The sequence below is a fragment of the Azospirillum sp. TSO35-2 genome (assembly GCF_003116095.1).
Lineage (GTDB): Bacteria > Pseudomonadota > Alphaproteobacteria > Azospirillales > Azospirillaceae > Azospirillum.
Window position 1 is genome coordinate 551558 of sequence record NZ_LGRA01000008.1, and the last position, 22268, is coordinate 573825.

Here is a 22268-nt window from a genome sequence, read left to right on the forward strand (position 1 = left end):
TCGCAGGTTCAAATCCTGCCCCCGCAACCAAATCAAAGCCCATGAAAGCACTCAGCTTTCATGGGCTTTTTCATGTCCGGATCAGCCCTCTCCAGGCCGCTTCTGGAATCAAATCGGAATCATTTGGGCGGAAATTCCCGCGCGCTTTGGCGTAACGCTCTGGCGTAGAAAGCCGGGCGCTGGTCGGGGAAATCCGCTTCGGAGAGGGGAGGGCGGCGGGTTCGGATCAGCGACTCGCCAGCCAATCGCGCAGCTTCGACCAGCGCCGTCCCTCGTCCGAGGTGCACACCGCGAGCGCCAGCGCCCGCTTCTGGCCGACCAGACCCTCCATGCCCCGGTTTCGTGAAGGCGAATTTCGAGACGCCGCTGCGCGCCGCAGCAGCGGGCGACTTGGCGCTGGTCCAGGGCACCGACGCCCGCACCGGCGAGACCCGCTTCATTCTGTGCGCCGTCAGTCGGGACGGCGGTCAGGCGGTGCTAACCCCCTTCGGGCACCTCGCCGACGCTGACCCCTATGAGCTTTACCACCCGCCGTTCGATCCCAACGGCGGGTAGAGGGCGAGGAGGGCGGGGGGCGGGGTGAGCCGGAGCGGATCGAGAGAGCGTCCGCCGGCCGCTGGTCCCCCCGCTCTCCCAGACCCTCCGCCATGACCCTGACCGCCGATCTCCGAACCGACACCGACGTCCCTGTCCTCTGGCTCCGGTGTGTGGGTTGCGCCTGACCGGCGGTCATGATGATGCCGGCAGCGACGTAATCCTCCAGGGTGAAGACCGCGACCGTCGGTTTGCGGATGGCGAAGGCCGGCGCCGCCACCACGGGCGGCGGCAGCCCTTCAAACCATTCTCCAGTCTCGGGGAACTCGGCGGAGACGCAGGGGGCGCCGGCATGGTGGGCGGCGACCAAGCGGACGATGCGTTCACCATGGGTCGGCGTCGGGGTGGCACCGGTGTCCTCCAGCCCGCCCGACAGCCGATCGACCCACAGCTGGTCATCGGGGTTGAGCATCACCTCGACGATGGCTGGTTCTTCCAGGTAGGCAGCGATGGCCGATCCCAGCGCGGTGCGCAGCATGCGGGCGCTACGGACGAAGGCTTCGGAATGGGCGGCGGCTGGTGCCATGATCATTCCCGGTCTGGGGCGATCCTCACCTCTCGGGATCGACATTGGGGATAATTAGGAGAAGCAGAAATTACTTGGACGCAACAAGGTAATGGGCGTAGTAGGGTTTTGGCGCGTAAATACAGGAAATCGGCAGAGCTTGTGAATTCAGCAGCGGGTTAATACATACCTGCTTTGGGCCGATTCCAGTCCGACTGGTTCGGCGCGATACCTGGGAAAGACCGGACGGTCTGCTTAGTCGTCCTACGGGAGCGTTATAGAATTCGGACCGGCTGGTGTGGAGCGGAGCGATTGGGATAGCCGATGTTCGTTCGGTCGCGGATCAATCCGCGGCGAGCTTCCCGATGGGATGGAGGGGGACGGGCAGATCTCGGACTCAGGATATGGAAAGAATAAAACCAGACATTGTGAATTTGGCATGCGACACGGCTGACCAGTAGCGGAAATCATCGCCTCAACCTAAGATGATTTTTTGATATACTTCTCGTTTTGCATGCAGTGTGCGGCGCCTCTCGGAGGCATGACAGAAACTGATAATCCCCGTCTGCGGAGGTGCGGCCAACGTAGGTAAAAATCGCGAACAAAAATCATCACGAGGAAGTGGCTATGACTCAACTACATGCGGAAGTCATCGCAGCACAGCGGCAGTACACGCTTCGTGCGCGCGACCAGAACCTCGGTCTAATAGCCCCCGAGGCCTTCGTCCGCGGCATCCGCCACATGGGTTACCGATCGAACGTCGAGGCGATCGCCGAACTAGTCGACAACTCGATTCAGGCATACGCCGAGACTGTCGACATCGTCTTCGGCTACGATGCCGACGGATCGGCGCGGAAACCCACGCACCTAGCGGTCATCGACAACGGCCACGGCATGGATCCCGATATGATCCGCTTCGCGATGATGTGGGGCGGAACCCACCGCGAGAACGACCGCGGCGGATTGGGGCGGTTCGGCTACGGCCTACCTTGCGCGACGGTGAGCATGGGCCGCTGCTTCACAATATATTCCAAGACAAGCGGTGGCCACCTGCACGCGGTGACCTTTGAACTCGATACCGTCATTGACGGGAATGCTGGAGCCGAACGGGAGGCCGCTATTCCCACCCCCGAGTTGGCGGAACTCCCCCACTTCCTGCACGACGCTATGAGGCGATCCTATCCAGGCGGCTGGCAATCCGGCACTGTGATCGTCATTGAGAAACTAGACCGGCTCGACTGGTCGACCGCCGCCGGTCTCCGCCGCAACTTGGTCCGGCAGTTTGGCGTCGCCTACCACAAACTACTTTGGGCGACGCGCGTCCAAGTCGACGGAGAGCAGGTGCGTCCGATTGATCCGCTCTTCCTTAATCCCGATGCCGATCTCCACAACCTGGACGAGGACCGTGCCATCGCTCTCGATCCGGTGACCGTCAGGATCGAGGGCGACGAACGCCGTGTGGGCGATGTCGTGCTTCGCTACGCGTGGTTGCCGCCCAGCTTCGCCGCGATCGACAAGACGCGTGACGCGATCGGCATCAACGCGAACGACCGCTTCCCGATCATGAAGCAGTATCACGGCATCATCTTCAGCCGGAACGGACGGTTGGTCGACGTTCAGTCGCGAACGCCCTGGACGATATTCATTAACAACGACCGCTACATCCGAATAGAGATTGAGTTCTCCGCGGTACTCGACGAGGCGTTCGGCGTCACCACCTCGAAGCAGCAAGTGTCGGTCTCGCCCGAGATGTGGGACCGTCTAAGGGGCGCCGGCCTTCATAAGGCGATCGAGCACCTCAGGGCGAAGGTCAAGTCGGCGAAGGCGGGACGACCTGCCCGCGAACCCCGCACCGTGAGCGTTTCGGCACCGAGCGCGCTGCCGGCGCGCGTTACACGCGGGCTTGCGGTGCCGCGTGACGTTGCGGTGAGCGACGCGCTCCGCATGCTGCTCGACGAGATCGAAAGTCGTGCGTCCAATGCTAAGCTGGCGGTCCGGACGGAGTACCGGGAGTTGCTGAGGGGATGGTCCGAGCGGATGGCGGCAACACCGCGGGATCGCGGTAAGTCTTACCGCGAACAAACGAATACCGACTAGCGCGGAGCAAAGGGATTTGGCATTGCTGACGCAGGGCCACGATTAGGGAGAGCGCCGATGAACAAAAATGACGACAAGCTCCGAGACGCGCGCCCATTCGAGCCATTCCTGAACCCTAGTGAACGCGAGGAACTGCACGGTCTCCTCGATTTCAGCGGTCCGACGCCACCGCGGTTTGCCGACAGTCTGCGAAGCCTCGCTCGCAGCTATATCGACGACGGGGACAGCACCAGGCTGAGGGCCGTCTGCTTGCTGGTCGCGGACCTCTTCGAGCAGGGCTGGCAGGTCTCGCTCCGCAAGGGCGCGCTGCTTTGCGAGCCGCCGAGCATCGACCGCCATGACGATCAGACGGTCGAAGACGTGAAGTTACGCATTCGGGCGGCGCTGCAGGCGTCGCGCCGCCGACAGCTTGAAGAGCCCTCTGTTGCGAGCTTCATCCAACGGATGGAGCGTCGGACACTACGCCCGCAAGGGCGGACATCGGTGCTCGACCTAATAGACAGCGGCGACCAACTTGCCGACGCGTTGGAGCGGGTCAATCTCCTGCCTGAACAGGACCGGGAGGCGGCACTCGCCTGCGTGATCGATCCCGTGGTCGAGATCTGCCATTCGGGATCCCGGTGCACCGACACTGGACTGCCGCTGAACGACATCTGGCGCTACTTCCGGCACACCTGGGCGCACGAGTATCGCCCGATACCTGGCCGCCAGCTACTCGTGCTCGTCCGCAACGCCGCTCGACCAAACCGCCCTGTGATCGGCATCGCGATGCTGGCGAGCCCGGTGATGCGTCTGAGCGCCCGCGACAACTGGATCGGCTGGCTGCGCGGCGCGATGGAGGCCAACCTCAATTCCGGCACTTGGGACGCGCCGGCCCTCGCGCAGGCGATGGCCGAGAGGCTAGACGCTTCGATCGCCGACGTCCGCTGGGACGACCTCGTCACCGCCGGTGAGATCGCGTCGCCGGTCGAGAACACTGTCCTGCGGCTCGAACAGAAGGCATCCGGCGCGGCGTTCGCTCGCGAACTTGAACTGCGCGCCCACTACGAGGCCAGCATGGAGCAGGACGGCCGCGTCCCGCCGTTCCGCGGTGCCGTGAAAGCGGCCGATGCTGAGACGAACTGGCGGGCGGCATCGGAGGATCTTCTCTTCGTGCGCAAGCGCGCCGAACTCCTCTCCCAACTCCTCTCGGCCAAGCAGATATTCCGTGCCGCCGGCCTCCTCGATAGACCCAAGGAGGCGCTGTCGCAACTCCTCTCGGCGAAGAGCGGGCAGCGCGCGATTGACGTCGTGCTTGCCGAGTTCCGCAAAGCCGGCCTGTCGAGCCGCGTCGTCGACGTGAGCATCTGCGGCGCCATTGCCCCTTACAACGAACTGCTTGGCGGCAAGCTCGTTGCGCTGCTCCTCGCATCGAGAGAGGTACGCGACCACTATGCCGAGCGATATGGCAGACAAGTGAGCGTCATCGCGTCCCAGATGGCGGGCCGCGCCGTCTTGAAGCCTGCGGACCTTCGGGTACTGACCACCACTAGCCTCTACGGCGTCGGATCGAGCCAATACAACAGGCTGGCCCTCCGCGCAGCCGAGCATCCGGGTCTCGACCATGACCTACGATGGGACTCGATCGGCAAGAGCAGGACAGGTGGGTTTGGCACCCTGCATCTCGGCGCCGACACCGCCCACGCCCTGAGGCAGATGGCGCAGAGTGTGCACGCGTCGCGCCGGATCAACAACCGCTTCGGCGAGGGCACCAGCCCGCGTCTGCGCCAAATCAGGGAGGGCCTCGACGCCCTCGGCATCGACAGCGATGCAATTCTCCACCACAACACGCCCCGCCTGTTCTACGCATGCGAACTCGGCTCGGGCTCGCGAGACTCGCTCATGGGCATGGAGAGCGACGAATTCCACGCGTCACCGGTCTCGACCATCGCTGCAGCGTGGCGCCGCCGGTGGCTAGACGGCCGCGCCAAGCGCCCCGAAACGATCGGCGCACTACGTACGCTTGGCCCCGCCACCATCCAGCGCAGCCTGCACGCAACCGAGGCCGACCTCTTGTCAGAATTGATCGACTAGGTTCCCACATGCGGAAGCTCGACCCATTCGACGAAGTCGGGATGCTGGTCGGCAACGCGCCGAAGTACACTGCGCAGTGGGCCTGGCGCCGTCCCTAGTCCGATCACCAACGTGTCGATCGCGCGGGTCAGCGGTATCATAACCCAGCGCGCGGCGTGGCGCGCGGCCGCCTCCTCGCGCGTCTCGATCAACGGATCGTGGTCGCGCCCCTCGGCTTCCCACTGGCGCGCCTTGTAATCCCATAACTGATCGAGGTCATAGTTGACCACCGACCACCCTTCCAAGCCTCGGCAAGAGTCGTACTGCACGAATCGCAGTTCTTCGCGATCGGTCGGATAGGCCTCGCGGACATCGCGCGCCGTCCCGTCCCAGACCTTGCCGCCCATGGCGGCATAGGCCTCGGCCGCCGCGCTCCCAGGGCCGTGGGCCGTCCTCACGACCGATCCCGGTGGCACGCACGCGAGCATGTCGACAGGGAAGTTGCCGAGCTTGCGGGCCTCCTTGACTAAGCCGGCGATGCGATCGGGTTGGATGGTGAGATCGCCGTCGTAGATGATGATCCTGCCGCCGCCGGCGTCCACGTTGGGCTCCAGGTCCCAGTCATCTAGGCCGAGCTGCATGGCGACGTCGGCCACGAACGACGCGACATTCGCCTTCATGCGCAAGCACTTCCTCATGCGTCGAGTCCTGGAATTTCCCTTCGGCAGACCGGACGTCCAATCAGCCACGGAATGCCGGACGTACTGGTCGATGCCATCGGACACGATGAGGCACATTGGTCCGTAGACTGCGTTCAGGATGGCGATCTCGTCACCGGGCCAGTCCTGCCCCTCGTCGACGAACACCAGATCCCAGTCGAACTCGGTAGCATCAGCGCGCATAATCTCGCCTAGATCCTCGGCGGTGACGGTCCCGCTGCGCAGATAGTTCAGCAGGGTTTCCTTATGCGCGTCATAGTCTTCGAGGAAGCCCTCATAGCCATCGATCACGCCGAGCTTGAGCATCAGCCGGCCGATGAAGCCGTGCACGGTCTCGATTGCCACCCCGCCCTTTTCCACGTCGCGCGGGACCCCGAGCAGCGACATCGTGCGCCGCATGTCCGCCACTAGCGCTTTATTGAATGTAAGGACGAGCGAGCGCCGGCCCCACTGATCAAAGGCCCGATAGGCCATCTGCAATAGAATCACAGTCTTCCCGACGCCGCCTCTACCCTTCAGCAGCACTTGTCGCTGGCCGAGATCCGCGAGCCAAGCCTCAGGCAGCGCCGACTTCGCGATGAGGTCCATGCGGCGGCGGTCCAGCGGCGTGGGCTCGAGGGTTGCAAAGAGAGGTGAGTTCGGAGCTAGCAAACGAGTAAACGCCTCTTCGTTCCCATACGACAGCGTCACTCTCTTGTTGGGCTCACGCGGACCGGCCACCTGGCCGAGCACGTTCAGCAGCCGCTCGAAGCTGGTGTCACCCGCGATGCAGACGTTGGGGCGCGGTGGCAGATCGCGCTCCTTTAGGCCGGTGAACAAGACGAGGTTCTGAACGTGGACATGGTCTAGCCCGAAGCGGTCGAGCCACTTCTTGAACTCGAACATCTGTGTCCGGTTCTTCTCGGTGACGCACTCCCATGACTCGGCACCGTTGCGTACATACCTGACGAAGGCGGCCGTGTTCTCGAAGCGCACGCCCGACGCGTCATGGGACTTGACCTCGAAAACCAGCGCGAAGTTTCGCACGCGCGCCGACTTCGGCGTGAAAGCATCGCCGTCGCGCGAGTAGAACTTCCACTCTGGATCAAAGTCGCGCGCGGCCTCGAACGACGCGATCACGACTAGATCGAGGTCCTCGAGTTTCTGCCCATGCATCTTCAGACCGACGAAGATCCGTACCACGTCGGTTCGGCTGCGCGCGAGGTCGGGCCAGAGGTCCAGCATGCGCCGCTCAAGGCGCTTAGCGGCAGCGTACTCATCGCCCTCTGTGACCCCAGTGATCTCAATCACGCGCCGCCCCTGTGGGCCGTCATCGCATCCGTAACCCTCATGCCAAAACCCGTTCCTCGACCGTGCGAGTCGCTGTCGGCAGGTTGCCCCGCACGAGCAGTTCGTTGATCAGAACGACCTCGCCGTCCCATTTTTCTCGCATCTCCACGATGCGAGGGTCGGAAGGGTGCTCTTCGGTGAGCGGTCCGGCGAGCGCGATAACCCTCTGGATGCCGTCAGACCGAGTGGCGAGGATCGGGACCGTCACGTCGCCCATGCTCGGCACGTTCACGACCGCATCCCGCTGGTAAGTGACGCCGCTGTCGGCATTGCGCTCGAGGTCGAGCATAAGGACCTTAATGGATGCATCGATGCGCTCGGGGTTGAACGGTTGCATGTGGTCGGTGAGGAGAAATTCGACCAGTTCCGCGCCGACATGCCGATCGAGTTGGCCGTGCTCAAATTTGTTCTTGAAGCTCCGCAAGCATCGGTAACATGAGGAATCGCAGTCCTCATGGCAGGTCTTCATGATGGTCAGCGCGCGCTGGAAGAGTTCCAGCCCGCGGTCCGCGAGTTGCCGCGAGAACCCTGCGCCGCCGGGAAGCGTATCATAGAGGAAGATCTCCGCCTCCAGTCCGACCTTCCCCGCCTGAGTCAGCGCAGGTCGGTACTCGGCCATCAGTTCACCAGGCTCGACCTCGAGCATCGCGCACGCCGCCTTGGCGAGTGCCTCGCTGACCGTTCTCAGCGCCACGTCCGTTGGGAAGTAGCCGGGCTTGAGCTTCAGCGGGGCCTCCACCCGGATAGAGAACAGCGCGATGTCCGTGATGAAGTCCGTCCCCAGCACGACGTGTCGCGACGTGCGCGACCCGGGGCAGGTCGGCTCCTTATGGGGAAATGGCTTCAAATGGGAATTGAAGATTGACGCCGAACCCTCCGCTGAGGATTCGATGAGGCCACACAGTGTGCAGTAGTTGTAACCTTCCTGCTTCGGACCTGTGTTCGACACGAGGAGGTGTTGACGGTTTGGCATGGACCGGATTCGGTCGTTTGCCCAGATCCACTTATCGTCGTCCGCCGGCGTCGGCATTACCAGCTTCGCCCGCGTGGCGTAACTGGTCTCCGGCATGTCATCCGGGGACGTCACCTCCTCCATCTCCAACGGATGCGCGAAGCCCGGCGGACGGAGCCAGTAACGCGTGGGGCCGAAGGTCTCTAGAGACCCACAGGCATAACAGTCCGATACGTGGTTGTGGCCGAGCCCTTGGTCGATCTTCACCGTCTCGGCAAAACCGCACTCACTGCATTCGCGGTAGAGCCGACGGTTTTGCCAGGCGTCGAAGCGGTCCTCGGACATTGGCGAGTAGATGGCGCCCGACGTGTAACATTTGCCCGAGATCCAGACCTGCTTGCCCGGCGCGTACTGCGACAGGGCGACCGGCAATCCCTGCGACGGCGCGAACTTCATGATGGGTCGGTATGGCGTCGACCGCTCCTTGTCGAAGACACTGAAGGTCGCAACATCGGTCGGGAAAGCGTAGCGCGGCAGCACGCCCTTGTAGAGCAGACGGTCAAGGAGCTTGCCCGTCAGCGCCTTCACCGGCGGGGCCTCCTCGCCCACCTCATCCGGGATCTCGACGCCTTCCTCGTCGGCGTCGTCATCTTCCTTCTCGAACCGTTCACCGCCTAAGGAATCGTTTGCGATCGCCTTATCAACCTCGGCCGAACAGTCATCGACCATCTCATCTAACAGCGCCTCGCGGACCTCTCCGACCAACTCCTCGGGGATCCAAGACGCCACGCGCTCGCGAAGTTCGGTCTCGCTCTCGTTGAGCCAAGCTTTAAAGTCCGCGGCGTTCAGCGTCGCACCCGCCGTCTTGAAGTCCTCGACCGAACCAAGGACCGAGAAGAGGTCAGGATTGGCGCTGGAGTCGAAGACGGGGATCCGCACCTGATGATATGTCTGCAGGAGGTAGGCGCGGATGTGGCGCTTCACGATGTCCGGATTGTCGAGCGTCAGCTTAGGGTCGATGACCTTCCCCGAGATCATCTCCTTGGGTTTGCTGAAGTAGTGCTCATCATGGCTGTCGGCACTACCGAACGCGACGACGGTAGCAACCGCGTTGCCACGGCGGCCGGCGCGGCCGGCGCGCTGTTGGTAGTTGGCCCGGCCGGGCGGCATGTTACGCAGCGCGACGCCCGACAGGGCGCCGATGTCGATCCCGACCTCCATCGTCGTCGTGCTCGACAACACGTCGATAGCTGTGTTCTGACCGCCAGACGGACCCCAGTCGAGTTCGACGTCCTGGAACAGAAGTTCATTCTCCTCGGCCTTCGAGAAGACGTCATCGCTCTGCGGCGCGTTCAACTGAGCGGTATGCTCCGCCGCGATGAGGGCCATTGGAGCCTCGCGCGGCGTGCTCAGGGCCCTTAACACCGGGTTCCGGTAGTAGCCCTTGCGGGCGACGAACACGCTGTCATCTAGCGGATTCAGTTCCACCACCGCATCGCTCCCGCAATCGAGGCAGTGCGGTATGGTGCGGACCGGCCGATGAACCGACTTGCAGTTGGTGCACCTGCGCCAATCGCCGTCCAATTCGAGCGAGAGGTTCTGGCCCATAAGGCGGCGTGCCCCCCCGCCCTGGTCTTGGGTGAAGATATCGAGCAGTGGCTTTGTCCAGTTCTTGAACACCTTCCGGGCGGCCGGGTCCTTGAGCACGATGTCCATCGCCTTGAACGTGCCCTTGCGCGAGCCGACGCTGGTCCCCCGTCCGCGCGGCCGCTTGTACCATGTGCTCGGCATCGAGTTCAGCCAGAAGCCGACCGATCGCCAGCAGCGGAGCCAAGCACGGGCCAACGCGACCTTGTCCTCGTCATTCTCCGCAATGCCTGGGATGTCCGGCAGCGCGTGCAGTGCCTTGGTCTTATTGGCGCGCTCGCGGATCGAAGCAAGCGCGAGTGCCTCGAGGCCGAGATATCGGTCCTGGACGGTCTTCACGATGTCGTCGAGCAGCGCCGCCGGCGGTACTTCCGTCTTCGTCTCCATCCAGAGCATCGCGAGCCTGGAGTCGTCAGTCTCGGCCTTCTCTGCGACCGCCTTCTCAACCGCCTCCTCGGCAGTGAAGAAGTTCTCCCCGGACTTCAGTTCAGGACGCAGGCGGACACCCAGCACCTTCGACCCCAGCAGCACCGACAGATATAGGTCGTCAAGGCTCAGCAGTGGCTGGATCATCGCCGGCTGCGACAGGCGGCTGTAACCCCAGATGATGAGAGACCGCAGCGCGTCGCGGACGGAATACATCTGCAGGTTCGGCGCTAGACGTGCAGCTACTTGGCGAGAGTCCGAGAAGACGAGAACTTTGCGACCACGGAGCGGGGCGAACACCGAGGGCGGCTGCTTGCCCGGCGGCTGCACCGCCAACTGCCGCGCTACGAGCGCTTGGAACGGCTGGTCGCCCTTCGTCTGGTGGTCTTGGACCGTTGTCCTGCCGCTGGCGGTCTCGCCGCACACGGCGCATGGCACGAACTGCCCGCGACGATCCGCGCTGTCGTCCGCCTTGCCGCTCTCGTCGTCATCGTCGTTGTCGACAGCGGGCGTAATTCTGTCCTTGCGGATGTACACCGTGCGCGTCCGCTGGCCTGCGGACAGTCGCCCAGTGTCGAGGTCATACTCGGCGAGTTCGGCCAGATCGGTCTGCTTGGGCGTTTCGAGTAGCAAATCGAGGTCGAGCAGCGGGAGGGTCTCGATAGCTGGCATACGCAGCCGTCGACCCGGCTCGGACCAAAGGGCGTCTGGTGAATCGAGATCATCGGAGTAAGCCCTGGCGTATGCCGATCCGCAGCTACGGCAGGTGAAAAGCTCGAGAATCCTCGATCCGCAACCGCACACCTCGTGCGGCTGGCTATACATCATGCCGCAGATGCCGTTGCGATCCTCCTCGGCCAACTCAGCGCAGTCCGGGTCCATGCATACCCATAGCCCAGGAAGGCCACGATAGAAGTTGTGCACACGGCAGGGCAACGGACCGGAGGCGTCGGGCTGCTCGCGCGCGACGCTCCCAACGGCAAGCAGCGCCGTCACGGAACTGTCCGCGATGTCCGGGGTGTCCGGAAAAAGCGTGGAACCGAGTTCGGCGAGGGGCTTTGCGGCGCCCATCGTCTCGTTCACGAGGAGGCCGAGCGGGGGAAAGGTCTTGAGCGCCTCGAATAGGTCACGCTCGACTCCGGCACTCGGCGCCACGCCGCGGTGCGCGAGAAAACCTGCGACAGACGCCGCGCGATCGGCCTCATCCGCCGAGTAGAAAAGTTCGAGATCGAGACCTGCCAGCACCTCTGCATCGGCCTTGGTGCCGGGCGCGGCATGGGACCGCATATCGAGGGCACCCGTGACGGCCACGAAGCTGTCGGCCGGCACGCCGGAGAGTTGGGCGCCGAACTCAGTCGCGTAGACCTTGTCCTCGAAGCTCGCGGTAGCACAGATCACCTGGAATCTGTCAGTTGGTATCTCAAGCCGATCGCGAAGGCGGCGTAGCAAAAGTCCAACCTCGGCGCCGGCTGCGCCCCTGTACAGGTGGGCTTCGTCGAGGACGACTGCGAACTTTTCGTCCGGATTGGCCGCCAGCCAATCCCGGGTGGCATCGAAGATCGGCCGCTCGATCGGGCGCATCATCATGTACTCGAGCATCGAGTAGTTCGTGACCATAAGGTCCGGACAAGTCGCCTGCACTTCGTGTCGCGTGATGAGCTCTGAATCCTCGTCCAGTGTGACGGCCCGGAGGAACTCGCCGGTCTTAGGGTCGACCCAGCGCGACCCCTTCGCCCCATACCAATTGTCGAGATCGGGCTTCGCCGGCCACTTACCGCGCTCCCGCAACTGCTCGCGCAGGCGGGCGGCCGCCTTCTGCTGATCGGATGCGGGTCCCGATGCTTGGCGCTCGATCTCGACGTAAAAGTCCTCGAACGAGGCGAGCTTGCGGCCGTCCTTCTTCCCCGACCGGACACCGGCGTAGGGCGTCCGGCTGGTGTAGCGGGCGAAGCGTGGCGGACGGCCCGCCCACTTTGTGAACTGCTCGACCAGATCCGGGTCGCCAAATATGGCGCGCAGACGGCCCAACTGGTCATTCACGAGCGCATTCATCGGATATAGCAGGAGCGCACGCATGGCCGGCCGCTCGAACGAGGCCGGGCGCTCGGCAGCCTCGCGAGCGAACTTGCCGAGGATCGGTAGCAGGAATGATTCCGTCTTGCCGGAGCCGGTTCCGGTCATGATCACGAGGTTGCGCCCCTCGACGAGGGCGTGGCTGACGGCGTCGGCCTGATGGCGATACGGGGGATCGAAAAGAAGCCGCGCACGATTCTTCCTGGCGCCCGATAGCATCTCGTAGATGGTACGCGCCGAGGGCGGCAGCCCGCTCATATCCCGGAACCTCGCGCCAACCTGATAGCGCGGCGTCGTCTCAAGGAACGGCTCCTGGTGGGTGACACCAGTCCGGTCAAGCAGCGTGCGCCGCTGGACGATGAGCGCTGCGTCACCGATGTGGTAGGTGGCCTCGATGTATTCCTTCAGCGAGGAATGGAGACGATCAATGGTCTCCTGAATTGTTCTCGCCATCTTAGTAACGCTTCCTCATTTGACCACCCGAGACAGGTAGAGGAGATCATTCAGGAACGCTTCCACCGCCGCCACCTCGCTGGTGGGGACGAGGAAACTCATGAGACAGCTAGCAGGCTCGACCTCTCGGCCGATCACCGCGAGACGTCGCCGCGCCCAGGATGGGATTGGCGAGAAGAATTCGAACCGCGAGCCAACGTCCGTGAGGGTAAGCCGATACTCCTGGGGGCGTCCGGCGAGAGCATCGATCGCCATTTGGATGCGCCAAGCCGCGTCACAACCCCGCCACCGTTCACTATGCAGAGGGAGATCCAGCAGTTTCTGCGCAGCCCCGTCATGCAGTTCGGCATACCCCCACAGGTCGGCACCAAACATCTGCGGGCGCCGGACGACGAAGAGCCCCGTGAGCGAGCCGGAAGGCGTCCAGCGCCGCCCGTAGCTGCGGGTGTTGCGGCTCCCGTCGAGCACAAGAAGGTCAGGCACCTCGCCCGAACGGGAGCATGCGGCCAGCTTCGCGCCATAACCCGCCAATAGCCCGGCAGCGTCCACGCGCCGTGGAGTCCGGAGCCACCCGGCATCCGACAGTTCACGCAGTCCGAGTTCGCGGAGCACCGCACCCAGGTCCTCGCCTTCGTGGGGTTCGATCGACCGTATGGCCCGATCGACCGCGACGCGGGAGCGCATCTCGGTCGGAAGCGGCGTCTGCTCGTCGGCCGACAGCCCGAGGACGAAGACGATTCCGCTCTCCCGCACGACGAAGGCTGGCGGTGCCGCCACAAGCCACGTGTTCCTGACCTTCTCCCCCTCCAATGCGACGTCGCCGAGTTCCAGTAGGTCGCCGATCGCGACCAACGCCTCGATCACCGCCTCTATCCGCTCGGCGAAGGCATCCGGATCGTCCACCAGACCGCGATGACTGTCGACCATGGCGCGCAGCAGCGTGCGCGGCGATCCTGGGCAGAGAAATCCGGCCAGCCGCCGGAGTGCGGCAGCGATGTATGGCTCGTCCAGGTCGGCCGGGGCGGAAGGCAGTCCGAGCGATGTCCGGGCCACGCCCGCCACGACGTCAGCAGCAACGATCTCGATCATACCGCCCCCACCGCGGCGCCCGGCAGGTTGAACGCCGCCGCCCCGCTCCCGAGTAGCTGGATGAGGCGCGCTCCGGCATTCAATTCCCGGCAATCCCATAGATACTCGATAATTGCTAAAACCTCCGAGTCCGACAGTTTCAATCTGCCGTCGATCACCTCTCCTAGGTCGATCGCGGGCTTAGTCGGCGCTCCAGGGACGATCTTATAGCGACCGGCGAGCGAGTCAAACTCGCGCTCCCGTACGTCGACAGCCATCTGCGCATACTTGTGCGCGTCCCGTGCGAGGATGACGCCGAACGTCCTCTTGTCGTTGAAACAGCGTAGCAATCCCTCGACCGCCGTCTCGACGGGCAGCTTGCCGATCCGCAGGCTGGCCTCCGCCCGCGCCCAGCCGGAACCGAGGAGAATGTAGTAGAGCCGCTCCTTGAGGTGGGCGACGATGCTGTCCCGACGCTGGGCGGCCAGCGGTCCCGTCAGACGCGCCGCAGACCAAAGGCCAATCGACTTCACCAGGGCGAGCGCCTCTTCAGGTTCTTCTCGGACCTCATCGAATGCCGGCTCGACCAGCAGCCCGCCCAGACCACCGGACAGCTTTCGGGAACTCACGACCAGCGCTTCGTTTTTGTCGCCATAGGTCGCGACGAACAGCCCGCCAGGCGACGGCGGCTCGGTGCCAGCGGCGACGGCCTCAGGGGTAAGTGTCGTGGCTTCAATCGGTCTCCCGAAAGGGAAGAACATTACCTCAAGCGGTGTCTCGGAATCGTGGTCGTCGACGAGCCTGAGTTGCATCGAGCGATTCGTCTCGTGCCACACCCAGCGCACCGGGGCGACATCGCGTTGGAGTGGGATATGCACGACACCCAGTTCCTCGCCATCGACGACGATGCGTCCCGAGCTTGCACTCAGATAGTTCCAGGGCTGCTTCTCCATCTTCGCAAATGCTGAGAAGGCGTTGCGCCAGGAATCGGTCCCTAGAGGCAAGGTCAGTTGAGCGACCTGCTCGAGACCGAGCCGATGGCCAGCACCATCCAGTAATTCCACGCAAACCACGACCTGGCGCCCAGTGGGCCCCATCACCTGCAACTGCGTGAGGCCCTCCCAGAAGTCGTCGAGCGTCGGCGAGGGCGGATCGCACGAGACGATCAGCCCAGTATGACCGATGGCGCCGCTCGCCCAAGGATTGGGAGGGCGCACGGTCAGCGAGATCATCCCCTCGACGGGGCGAGAGACTGCCTCGGCCGCAGTGCGTGCGACGCTGACACTAAGGACGTGATTCCCGGCGGGAAGCGGCCGGAGTCTAACGAAGGTTGGTTCGCCTGGCGGCTTCGCGGAGATCTTCACGCTGGCCCCGGCGCCAAGCCTCAGTTCGTACTGCGCGACGGGGTGGTCGTGTTCGATGGCAAAGCAGGGGCTCTCGTTCACGAGCCACTCGGTGGCGCCCTCGCCGTCCCAGGCCCGCGCTGCGAGGCCGACCGGCCAGACCCGGATCGTCTCGGCGATCGACAGGTCGGCCTTTCTGAACTCGTCGATCTGCGGCTCCGAAAGCTTGGCCGGCACCTCAAACCGCACCGCGGTGACGCCGCGGCAATGGATGGTGGTGGCGGTCGCCATCGAGAGAACCGGCGGATTGCCGCGCGTAACGAGGACATAGGAGTAGCTCGGCCTGATCAACCGGGCGAGCACTTCCCTGGCTTGGCCATCGGGTCCGATGCGAAAGAGCCACGTCGGGCCGGCACGAATACAGCCCTCGCTCGCCAGGAGGTGGTCCAGGGCGGCATTCGCTTTCTGGAACGATAGCACTGGCTTTCCCGTGGCGGGCCACGCCTCGAGCACACGGCGCTGCGCGCCTGTGAGAAGCCATCCCGGCGGACGCCATCCAGGTGATCCGGCGACTTCGCATCGCGTCGCGCGCAAGAATCCGCCGAGTTCAGGGGTGAGGTCCGCGACCTCCCTGAAGCACGGAATCTCCACGATCGGAGTCCACGCTTCCGTCTCGGTGCGCCGCAGGAGGAGCGTAGGACGGATCGCAGGTTTATGCTCCGACGGACGCGCTTCACGCTGCACATCGGCGCCATCGCCGGCCCGCCGGGTTGCCCCCGTCATCCTTGCGGACTCAACTGCCTTCCTCGTGTCGTGCAGCCACTGGCGCGCGCTCCTCGCCCGCTCGAGGTCCCTGACGATGCGGTCGAGCGTAGAAAGCAGGATGGCCGTGGACCCGTCCTGGGTCCGATGGCCCAACAGCGCTAGGACGATGCTGCCGACAAGCTGCTCCTGCTCGAGAAAGTTCTCGTAACGGGAACTGCCGCCATACGTCATTCGCGCGACGTAGCGGCCTATGTCCCCCACCGGTTTGTCGAGATGGGCAACGAGATTGTAGCGCAGGTTGTAGAGGGTGTGTGCGACTTGCGCCTGCAAATCCTTTGGCAGCAACGCGTGGGTGATCGGCCACGCGATGATCGAGAAATTGTTTGCCCAGGGTCCAACTGGACGCAGGCCGCCATACTTGTCGTGGAATCTGCTGAACCACGACCGGATGCTTGATCGCCAGCCGTGATCCCAGTGTGGCATCCGCTGCGCAAACGTACGCCAGTACTCGTCGCCATCGTAGTCATAACCCTGCTCGGTCGCGAACACGACCCAAGCGAGCCAGTGCGTGGACAAGCGGTAAGAGGCAGATGCGGCCAGCTTGGCTTTGAGGAGTTTCGTTAACGCTGAAAGTTCATCCACGCAGAGGCCATGCTCAAGCACGAATACTGGCAACCCCCGCTCGCGCCGCGCGGCGGACAACTGCTCGAAGTGACTCTCGAGCCGCTTCTGTAGAGCGTCAAGGTCGGCGCTCATCCGATCCCCGTCGCGATTTTGCGGTGCGGGTTCGCACACCGGCGAACAGTAGCCACCCGAATTCCTCCGAAATCGAAAGGCCTCCCAAGCCGATCTCGACAACGACCAATAGGTCCAGCAGCTTACCCGGCGGGACGCTTAGCGCTACCTATACCAGAGGTTTATACAAATTTCTCGGTAAAAGAGAATAGAGGGACAGGCATAGATGGCTCTGCTTGTAACATCTGCCGCTGCGGGACCTATCCACGGATCCGGGCCGCAATTCGTACCAAAGCCGGAAACTTCTGATACGGCCGGCATTTGAAGGCTTCCAATGAGGCTGTGCCAAACCACCTGATTTGGCTTGGGCAGCAAGGTTCACCTGGTTCATCACCTTGAAGCCGATGAGTTGCATCAGCTGCCCTCTCCATGACGGACTTGCTGGCCGGACCGCATCGGGAATCGGAAGTTTCCGTGCGTCCGGCTTTAACGGGTTCTGCTGATGTATGGTTTGCCGGAAGCACCCGGCCACCCTCATCCGTTTGCTCCGCGTCCCACGCTGCACCGTGTGACGGGCGGGGTCTTTCACTCCGCAGGACAGGTTGGCAGTTTTGGCTTCGTCTGGGTTCCTCCTTTCTTTTCAAATAGCTACGGACTTGGTGCACGTAGAGGGAGAGGGCGGAGGCGGTGTTCGCGACGGGCTTGAGGGCTGGAGGACAGGCTTCCGACCGGCCCGTCGCGGAGACCCGCCATGCCCGACACCGCGCACACCGCCCGCGCCGGTTCCGACCGGACCAGCCTCTACGCCGAGATCACCGCCCGCATCATCGCCGAACTGGAAGCCGGCCGGCTGCCCTGGGTGCAGCCCTGGGGAACCCCGGCCGCCGCCGCCCCGCTCGGCCTGCCGCGCAACGCCGCCACCGGCCGCGCCTACACCGGCGTGAACGTGCTCATCCTGTGGGGCGCCGTCGTCGCCCGCGGCTTCTCCGGCCAGGGCTGGCTCACCTTCCGTCAGTCCCTGGCTCTGGGCGGCCACGTCCGCAAGGGCGAACGTGGCACCACCGTCGTCTACGCCGACCGCTTCATCCCCGACGACGAGCGTCGGCGCGCACGGGACACCGAGGACGAGCCCCAGGCGATCCCCTTCCTGAAGCGCTTCACCGTCTTCAACTGCGACCAATGCGAGGGCCTGCCCGAGGGCATCGCCGTGGCGCCGCCGCCGATCCCGGAGGGGCTGATCCTGCCGCGGGCCGAGGCGCTGATCCGCGCCAGCGGCATCGAGTTCCGCATCGGCGGCACCCGGGCCTTCTACAGCCCCCAGCACGACTACGTGCAGATCCCGCCTCCACAAGCCTTCTTCGAGCCCGTGAACTGGCACAGAACCGCCCTCCACGAGTTGAGTCACAGCAGTGGTCACCAGGAAAGGTTGAACCGCGACTTGTCCGGATCCTTCGGTTCCCGCAAGTACGCTTTCGAGGAGCTCATTGCCGAAATTTCAGCCGCCTATCTCTGCGCGGCGCTCGGCATTGTCCCCACCGTCCGCCACGCCGATTACCTCGGTGCGTGGTTGGACGTGTTGCGCGGGGACGATCATGCCATCGTCCGCGCCGCCAGCCAAGCCAGCAAGGCGGCCGACTACCTCCTCGGCTTCCTTCCCGAAACCGTCCCCACGGCCGGTGACGGGCGGGAGTCCGCGTGATGGGCGCGCTCTCCTCATGGTGCCCGCCGCCCGAGCCGGCGGTGGAGGCAATCCGGCTGCGCGTCCTCAGCTTCGGCGCCGGCGTCCAGTCCACCACCCTGGCCCTGATGGCCGCCCACGGCGCCGTCGGTCCGATGCCCGACTGTGCCGTCTTCGCCGACACCGGCTGGGAGCCGCAGGCGGTCTACCGCCACCTCGCCTGGCTGATGGCGCCGGGCGTGCTGCCCTTTCCGGTCCACGTCGTCTCGGCCGGCGACCTCCGGGCCGACCTCCTGGCCGGGGCGCGGGGGCAACGACGAGCCTCGATCCCCGCCTACACCCGCACCGTCATCCCGCCCGGGACCGTGGTCCCGCTCGTCGGCGAGGACGGGCAGGGCGGGACGGTCGTCGTCGGCACGCGCGTCCTGCCGGCCGGCCGCGTCACCATCGGCATGATCCGCCGACAGTGCACCGGCGACTTCAAGGTGGTGCCGATCCGGCGCAAGGTGCGCGAACTGGCCGGGATCGCCGGCCGGCGCTCGCCCACGGTTCCGGTGGTGGAGGCGTGGTTGGGGATTTCGCTCGATGAGGCGACGCGCATGAAGCCGTCGACCGAGGGCTGGCAGGTCAACCGTTGGCCGCTGGTCGAGCGGCGAATGACCCGGCGCGACTGCCTGCTCTGGCTGGCCCGGCACGGCTATCCGGAGCCGCCCCGCAGCGCCTGCATCGGCTGCCCCTTCCACGCTGACGCCCAGTGGCGGCGGCTGCGCGACGGCGATCCCGACGCCTGGGCTGACGCGGTCGCGGTGGACCGTGCCATCCGGACGGGGTTCCGGGGGATCCGCGGCGAGGTCTATCTCCACCGCTCGACGAGGCGGACTTGGCGACCGCCGCTGACCGCGGCCAGCTCGATCTCTGGCCCAACGAATGCGAGGGCCTGTGCGGCGTGTAGCTCCCGGTCCCGGAGGGAACGAGGACCGCCCGAAGCCGGCCCTTGCCGGAGGATGTACGATGACTCCTGTGAAACAGCCGGCCGCGCCCCGTTTCGTGGTCGAGGTCGTGTTCTCGAACGCCGGTGCGGTGTACGGGATCGAGACCTACCCGGTCGAAGCGGCCGGCCGCGCCGAGGCGTGCGGGATCGCCCTGCGGCGATCGGAAGACAGCCCCTACGACGACGCCCGCATCCCCGATCGCCGGCGCACGGCGCGGGTGAGGCGGTCCGTCATGACGGCGCGGTGACGGACCGGGCGTTCAGGCGAGTGGCCGCCCGGACGCTTCCGGGGAGCGATGCCACGAGTCGATGGTCCGCACCACCCGCAGGGCCTCGGTGTTGTCGTCGATGCACACGTGGCGCCGCAGTTCCGCCACCGCCGGCCATTCGCCCCGCTCATCGAAGGCCCGGCGCACCGCCGCGGCCATCGCCTCGTCCACCACGAACACCGGAGGATCTCCCAAACGCTTCTGGTTGCCCCGGCCGGGATGATGCGCGTGGCGGTCCTCCCCGGCAAGCGACCGTTCGGGCAGAACGCCGAATGCAGGCCGGTTGCGGAGTCGCGCCCGGCTTAAAGGGAAAGGGTGGTGGGGATCGGGCGACGGATGAGGAGGTTGGGAGAAAGGCTCCCGGCCGTCCGTCGCGGAGAACCCGACCATGGCCACGCCCAAGATCGTCCTCAACACCTCGCGCGACATCCCCTTCAACAAGCTGGTGCTGTCCCAGGCCAACGTCCGCAAGGTCAAGGCCGGCGTCTCCATCGAGGAACTCGCCGAGGACATCGCCCGGCGCACCCTGCTGCACAGCCTCGCCGTCCGCCCGGTGCTCGACGCCGAGGGCGCCGAGACCGGCGTCTTCGAGGTGCCGGTCGGCGGCCGCCGCTTCCGGGCGCTGGAGCTGCTGGTCAAGCAGAAGCGCATGACCAGGACCCAGCCGGTGCCCTGCGTCGTGCGCACCGCCGGCCTCGCCGAGGAGGACTCTCTGGCCGAAAACATCCAGCGCGCCCCGCTGCACCCGCTCGATCAGTTCCGCGCCTTCCAGACCCTGTGCGAGGCGGGGCTGGGCGAGGAGGAGATCGCCGCCCGCTTCTTCGTCGCCCCCGGCGTGGTGAAGCAGCGTCTCAAGCTGGCCGCCGTTGCGCCGGCGCTGCTCGACGCCTACGCCGAGGACCGCATGACGCTGGAGCAGTTGATGGCCTTCACCGTCAGCGGCGACCACGCCCGCCAGGAGCAGGTGTGGGAGGCGCTGTCGCGCGCCTACAGCCGCGAGCCCTACCAGATCCGTCGGTTGCTGACCGAAGGCGCGGTGCGGGCGTCGGACAAGCGGGCGCTGTTCGTCGGGGTGGAGGCCTACGAGGCGGCCGGCGGGGCGGTGATGCGCGACCTGTTCCAGCACGACGACGGCGGCTGGCTGCAGGACCCGGCGCTGCTCGACCGGCTGGTGGCGGAGAAGCTGGAGGCCGAGGCCGCCACCGTCCGTTCCGAGGGCTGGAAGTGGGTGGAGGTGGCGCTGGCCTTCCCCTATGGGCACAGCCGGGGCTTGCGCCGTCTGGCCGGCGAGCCGGTGCCGCTGAGCGAGGCGGAGCAGGCCACCTACGACGCGTTGCACGCCGAGTACGAGGGGCTGGAGGCGAGCGAGCCGGCGGAAGCGGAGGAACTGGATCGGGTGGCGCGGCGTCTCGCCGAGATCGACCTGGAACTGCGAGGGCTGGAGGAGCGGCCGCTGGTCTACGAGACGGCCGAGGTGGCGCGGGCCGGGGTGTTCGTCAGCGTCGATGTCGAGGGCGAGCTCCAGGTCGATCGCGGCTATGTGCGGCCGGAGGACGAGGCGCCGGTCGAGCCGGTGGTTCCGGCCGGCGGCGAGGAGACGTCCGTCGCTCCGGCTGGTGGCGGGGGCGGGGCGGTGGCCGCCCAGCCGGCTGCCATCGCCGGCGGTGCCAGCGTGTCGGCCCCGGTGCCGGTCACGGGGTCGGCTACCGCGGAGGAGGACGAGGGGCTGCGGCCGTTGCCGGAGCGGCTGCTGATCGAGCTGAGCGTGCACCGCACGCTGGCGCTGCGCGACGCGCTGGCCAATGACCCCGACACCGCCTTCCTGGCGGCGCTGCACGCGCTGTGCCTGCGCACCTTCACCCAGCGCCCCGGCGCGTCGTGCCTGGAGCTGGAGCTGAAGAGCGCCGGCTTCGGGGTGCAGCCCCCCGACCTCGCCGCCAGCGCCGCGGCCCGGGCGATTGATGCCCGCCAGCGCGCCTGGAGCAGCCAACTGCCGAGTGAACCGGTCGCCCTGTGGGAGACGCTGGTGGGGTTCGACGGCGACAGCCGGGCGGCCCTGTTCGCCCACTGTGTCTCCTTCGGCGTCAACGCGGTGCACGAGCCGTGGAACCGGGCGCCGCAGCGCGCCGCCCACGCCGACCTGCTGGCCGGGGCGGTCGGCCTCGACATGGCGGCGGCCGGCTGGATCGCGACGGTGGACAGCTACCTCGGCCGGGTGCCGAAGGCGCGCATCCTGCAGGCGGTGCGCGAGGCCCGCGGTCCGGAGGCGGCGCAGTTGATCGACCACCTGCGCAAGCCGGACATGGCCAAGGAGGCCGAGCGGCTGCTGGCCGACAGCGGCTGGCTGCCGGAGCCGCTGCGCCGGCCGCTGGAGCTGGCGGCCGGCGGTGGTGTCGGCGCGGTGGGCGATGCGGAGAGGGACGGCGCCTCCCTGCCGGCCTTCCTGACCGGTGACGGGGAGATCCCGGACGCCGGGGACGACGCGGACCGCACCGAGGCGGTGGCCGCGTGACGCGCACGCCGCAGAGCGGCTCCGGCCGCTCCGCCTCCGTCCCCGTTGCTGGAGGTTCGT

At 65.5% G+C, this 22268-nt stretch carries 12 protein-coding genes and 1 pseudogene; 6 read left to right on the plus strand and 7 right to left on the minus strand.

The genetic code is table 11. From position 1 onward, the window contains the following. Nucleotides 1–342 precede the first annotated feature (342 nt). Nucleotides 343–555, plus strand: coding sequence for a DUF6117 family protein (locus TSO352_RS04040; RefSeq protein ID WP_109106061.1), 213 nt, complete (start codon nt 343–345; stop codon nt 553–555). A gap of 160 nt (nt 556–715) precedes the next feature. On the opposite strand, the pseudogene TSO352_RS04045 reads toward TSO352_RS04040, so the two are convergent. Beyond that, nucleotides 716–1120 (minus strand): annotated as a pseudogene (locus TSO352_RS04045) (P-type conjugative transfer ATPase TrbB); the annotation flags it as partial. Nucleotides 1121–1726: 606 nt separating this feature from the next. Here TSO352_RS04045 and TSO352_RS04050 point away from each other — a divergent pair. Both TSO352_RS04050 and TSO352_RS04055 read left to right on the plus strand, forming a co-directional pair. Then, complete coding sequence (locus TSO352_RS04050) at nt 1727–3196, plus strand: ATP-binding protein (protein WP_109106062.1); 1470 nt, start codon at nt 1727–1729, stop codon at nt 3194–3196. Between the two features lie 57 nt (nt 3197–3253). After that, a complete protein-coding gene (locus TSO352_RS04055) occupies nt 3254–5269 on the plus strand; it encodes a Druantia anti-phage system protein DruA (protein WP_109106063.1) in 2016 nt (671 codons plus the stop codon). On the opposite strand, the gene TSO352_RS04060 is transcribed toward TSO352_RS04055, so the two are convergent. Genes TSO352_RS04060 through TSO352_RS04075 form a run of 4 tightly spaced genes read right to left on the minus strand, consistent with a single transcriptional unit; the run spans nt 5266 to nt 16779 of the window. Beyond that, entirely contained in the window at nt 5266–7257 is a 1992-nt protein-coding gene (locus TSO352_RS04060; RefSeq protein ID WP_109106064.1) for an AAA family ATPase, read from the minus strand. The genes TSO352_RS04055 and TSO352_RS04060 overlap by 4 nt on opposite strands. Before the next feature lie 37 nt (nt 7258–7294). Then, a complete protein-coding gene (locus tag TSO352_RS04065) occupies nt 7295–12847 on the minus strand; it encodes a DEAD/DEAH box helicase (protein ID WP_109106065.1) in 5553 nt (1850 codons plus the stop codon). Nucleotides 12848–12862: 15 nt separating this feature from the next. Next, nucleotides 12863–13936 carry a hypothetical protein gene (locus tag TSO352_RS04070; protein WP_109106066.1) on the minus strand — a complete coding sequence of 358 codons (1074 nt, stop codon included), beginning with the start codon at nt 13934–13936 and terminating at the stop codon, nt 12863–12865. After that, entirely contained in the window at nt 13933–16779 is a 2847-nt protein-coding gene (locus tag TSO352_RS04075; protein WP_109106067.1) for a hypothetical protein, read from the minus strand. The genes TSO352_RS04070 and TSO352_RS04075 overlap by 4 nt, the downstream gene beginning before the upstream one ends. Nucleotides 16780–17509: 730 nt before the next feature. Here TSO352_RS04075 and TSO352_RS04085 point away from each other — a divergent pair. Then, nucleotides 17510–18457 (plus strand): zincin-like metallopeptidase domain-containing protein, encoded by a 948-nt coding sequence (locus TSO352_RS04085; RefSeq protein WP_109106069.1) that lies wholly within the window; start codon nt 17510–17512, stop codon nt 18455–18457. 313 nt (nt 18458–18770) lie between these two features. Here TSO352_RS04085 and TSO352_RS33130 read toward each other — a convergent pair whose 3' ends face one another. After that, nucleotides 18771–19067 (minus strand): hypothetical protein, encoded by a 297-nt coding sequence (locus TSO352_RS33130; RefSeq protein WP_158284518.1) that lies wholly within the window; start codon nt 19065–19067, stop codon nt 18771–18773. 380 nt (nt 19068–19447) lie between these two features. Here TSO352_RS33130 and TSO352_RS04095 point away from each other — a divergent pair, with 380 nt between their 5' ends. Continuing rightward, nucleotides 19448–19675 (plus strand): hypothetical protein, encoded by a 228-nt coding sequence (locus TSO352_RS04095; RefSeq protein ID WP_109106070.1) that lies wholly within the window; start codon nt 19448–19450, stop codon nt 19673–19675. Between the two features lie 12 nt (nt 19676–19687). On the opposite strand, the gene TSO352_RS04100 is transcribed toward TSO352_RS04095, so the two are convergent. Continuing rightward, nucleotides 19688–19876, minus strand: a complete 189-nt coding sequence (locus tag TSO352_RS04100) for a hypothetical protein (protein ID WP_247871891.1) — start codon at nt 19874–19876, stop codon at nt 19688–19690. Between the two features lie 208 nt (nt 19877–20084). Between TSO352_RS04100 and TSO352_RS04105 the strand changes: the two genes are divergently transcribed. Then, entirely contained in the window at nt 20085–22208 is a 2124-nt protein-coding gene (locus tag TSO352_RS04105; RefSeq protein WP_109106072.1) for a ParB N-terminal domain-containing protein, read from the plus strand. Nucleotides 22209–22268: the final 60 nt, after the last annotated feature.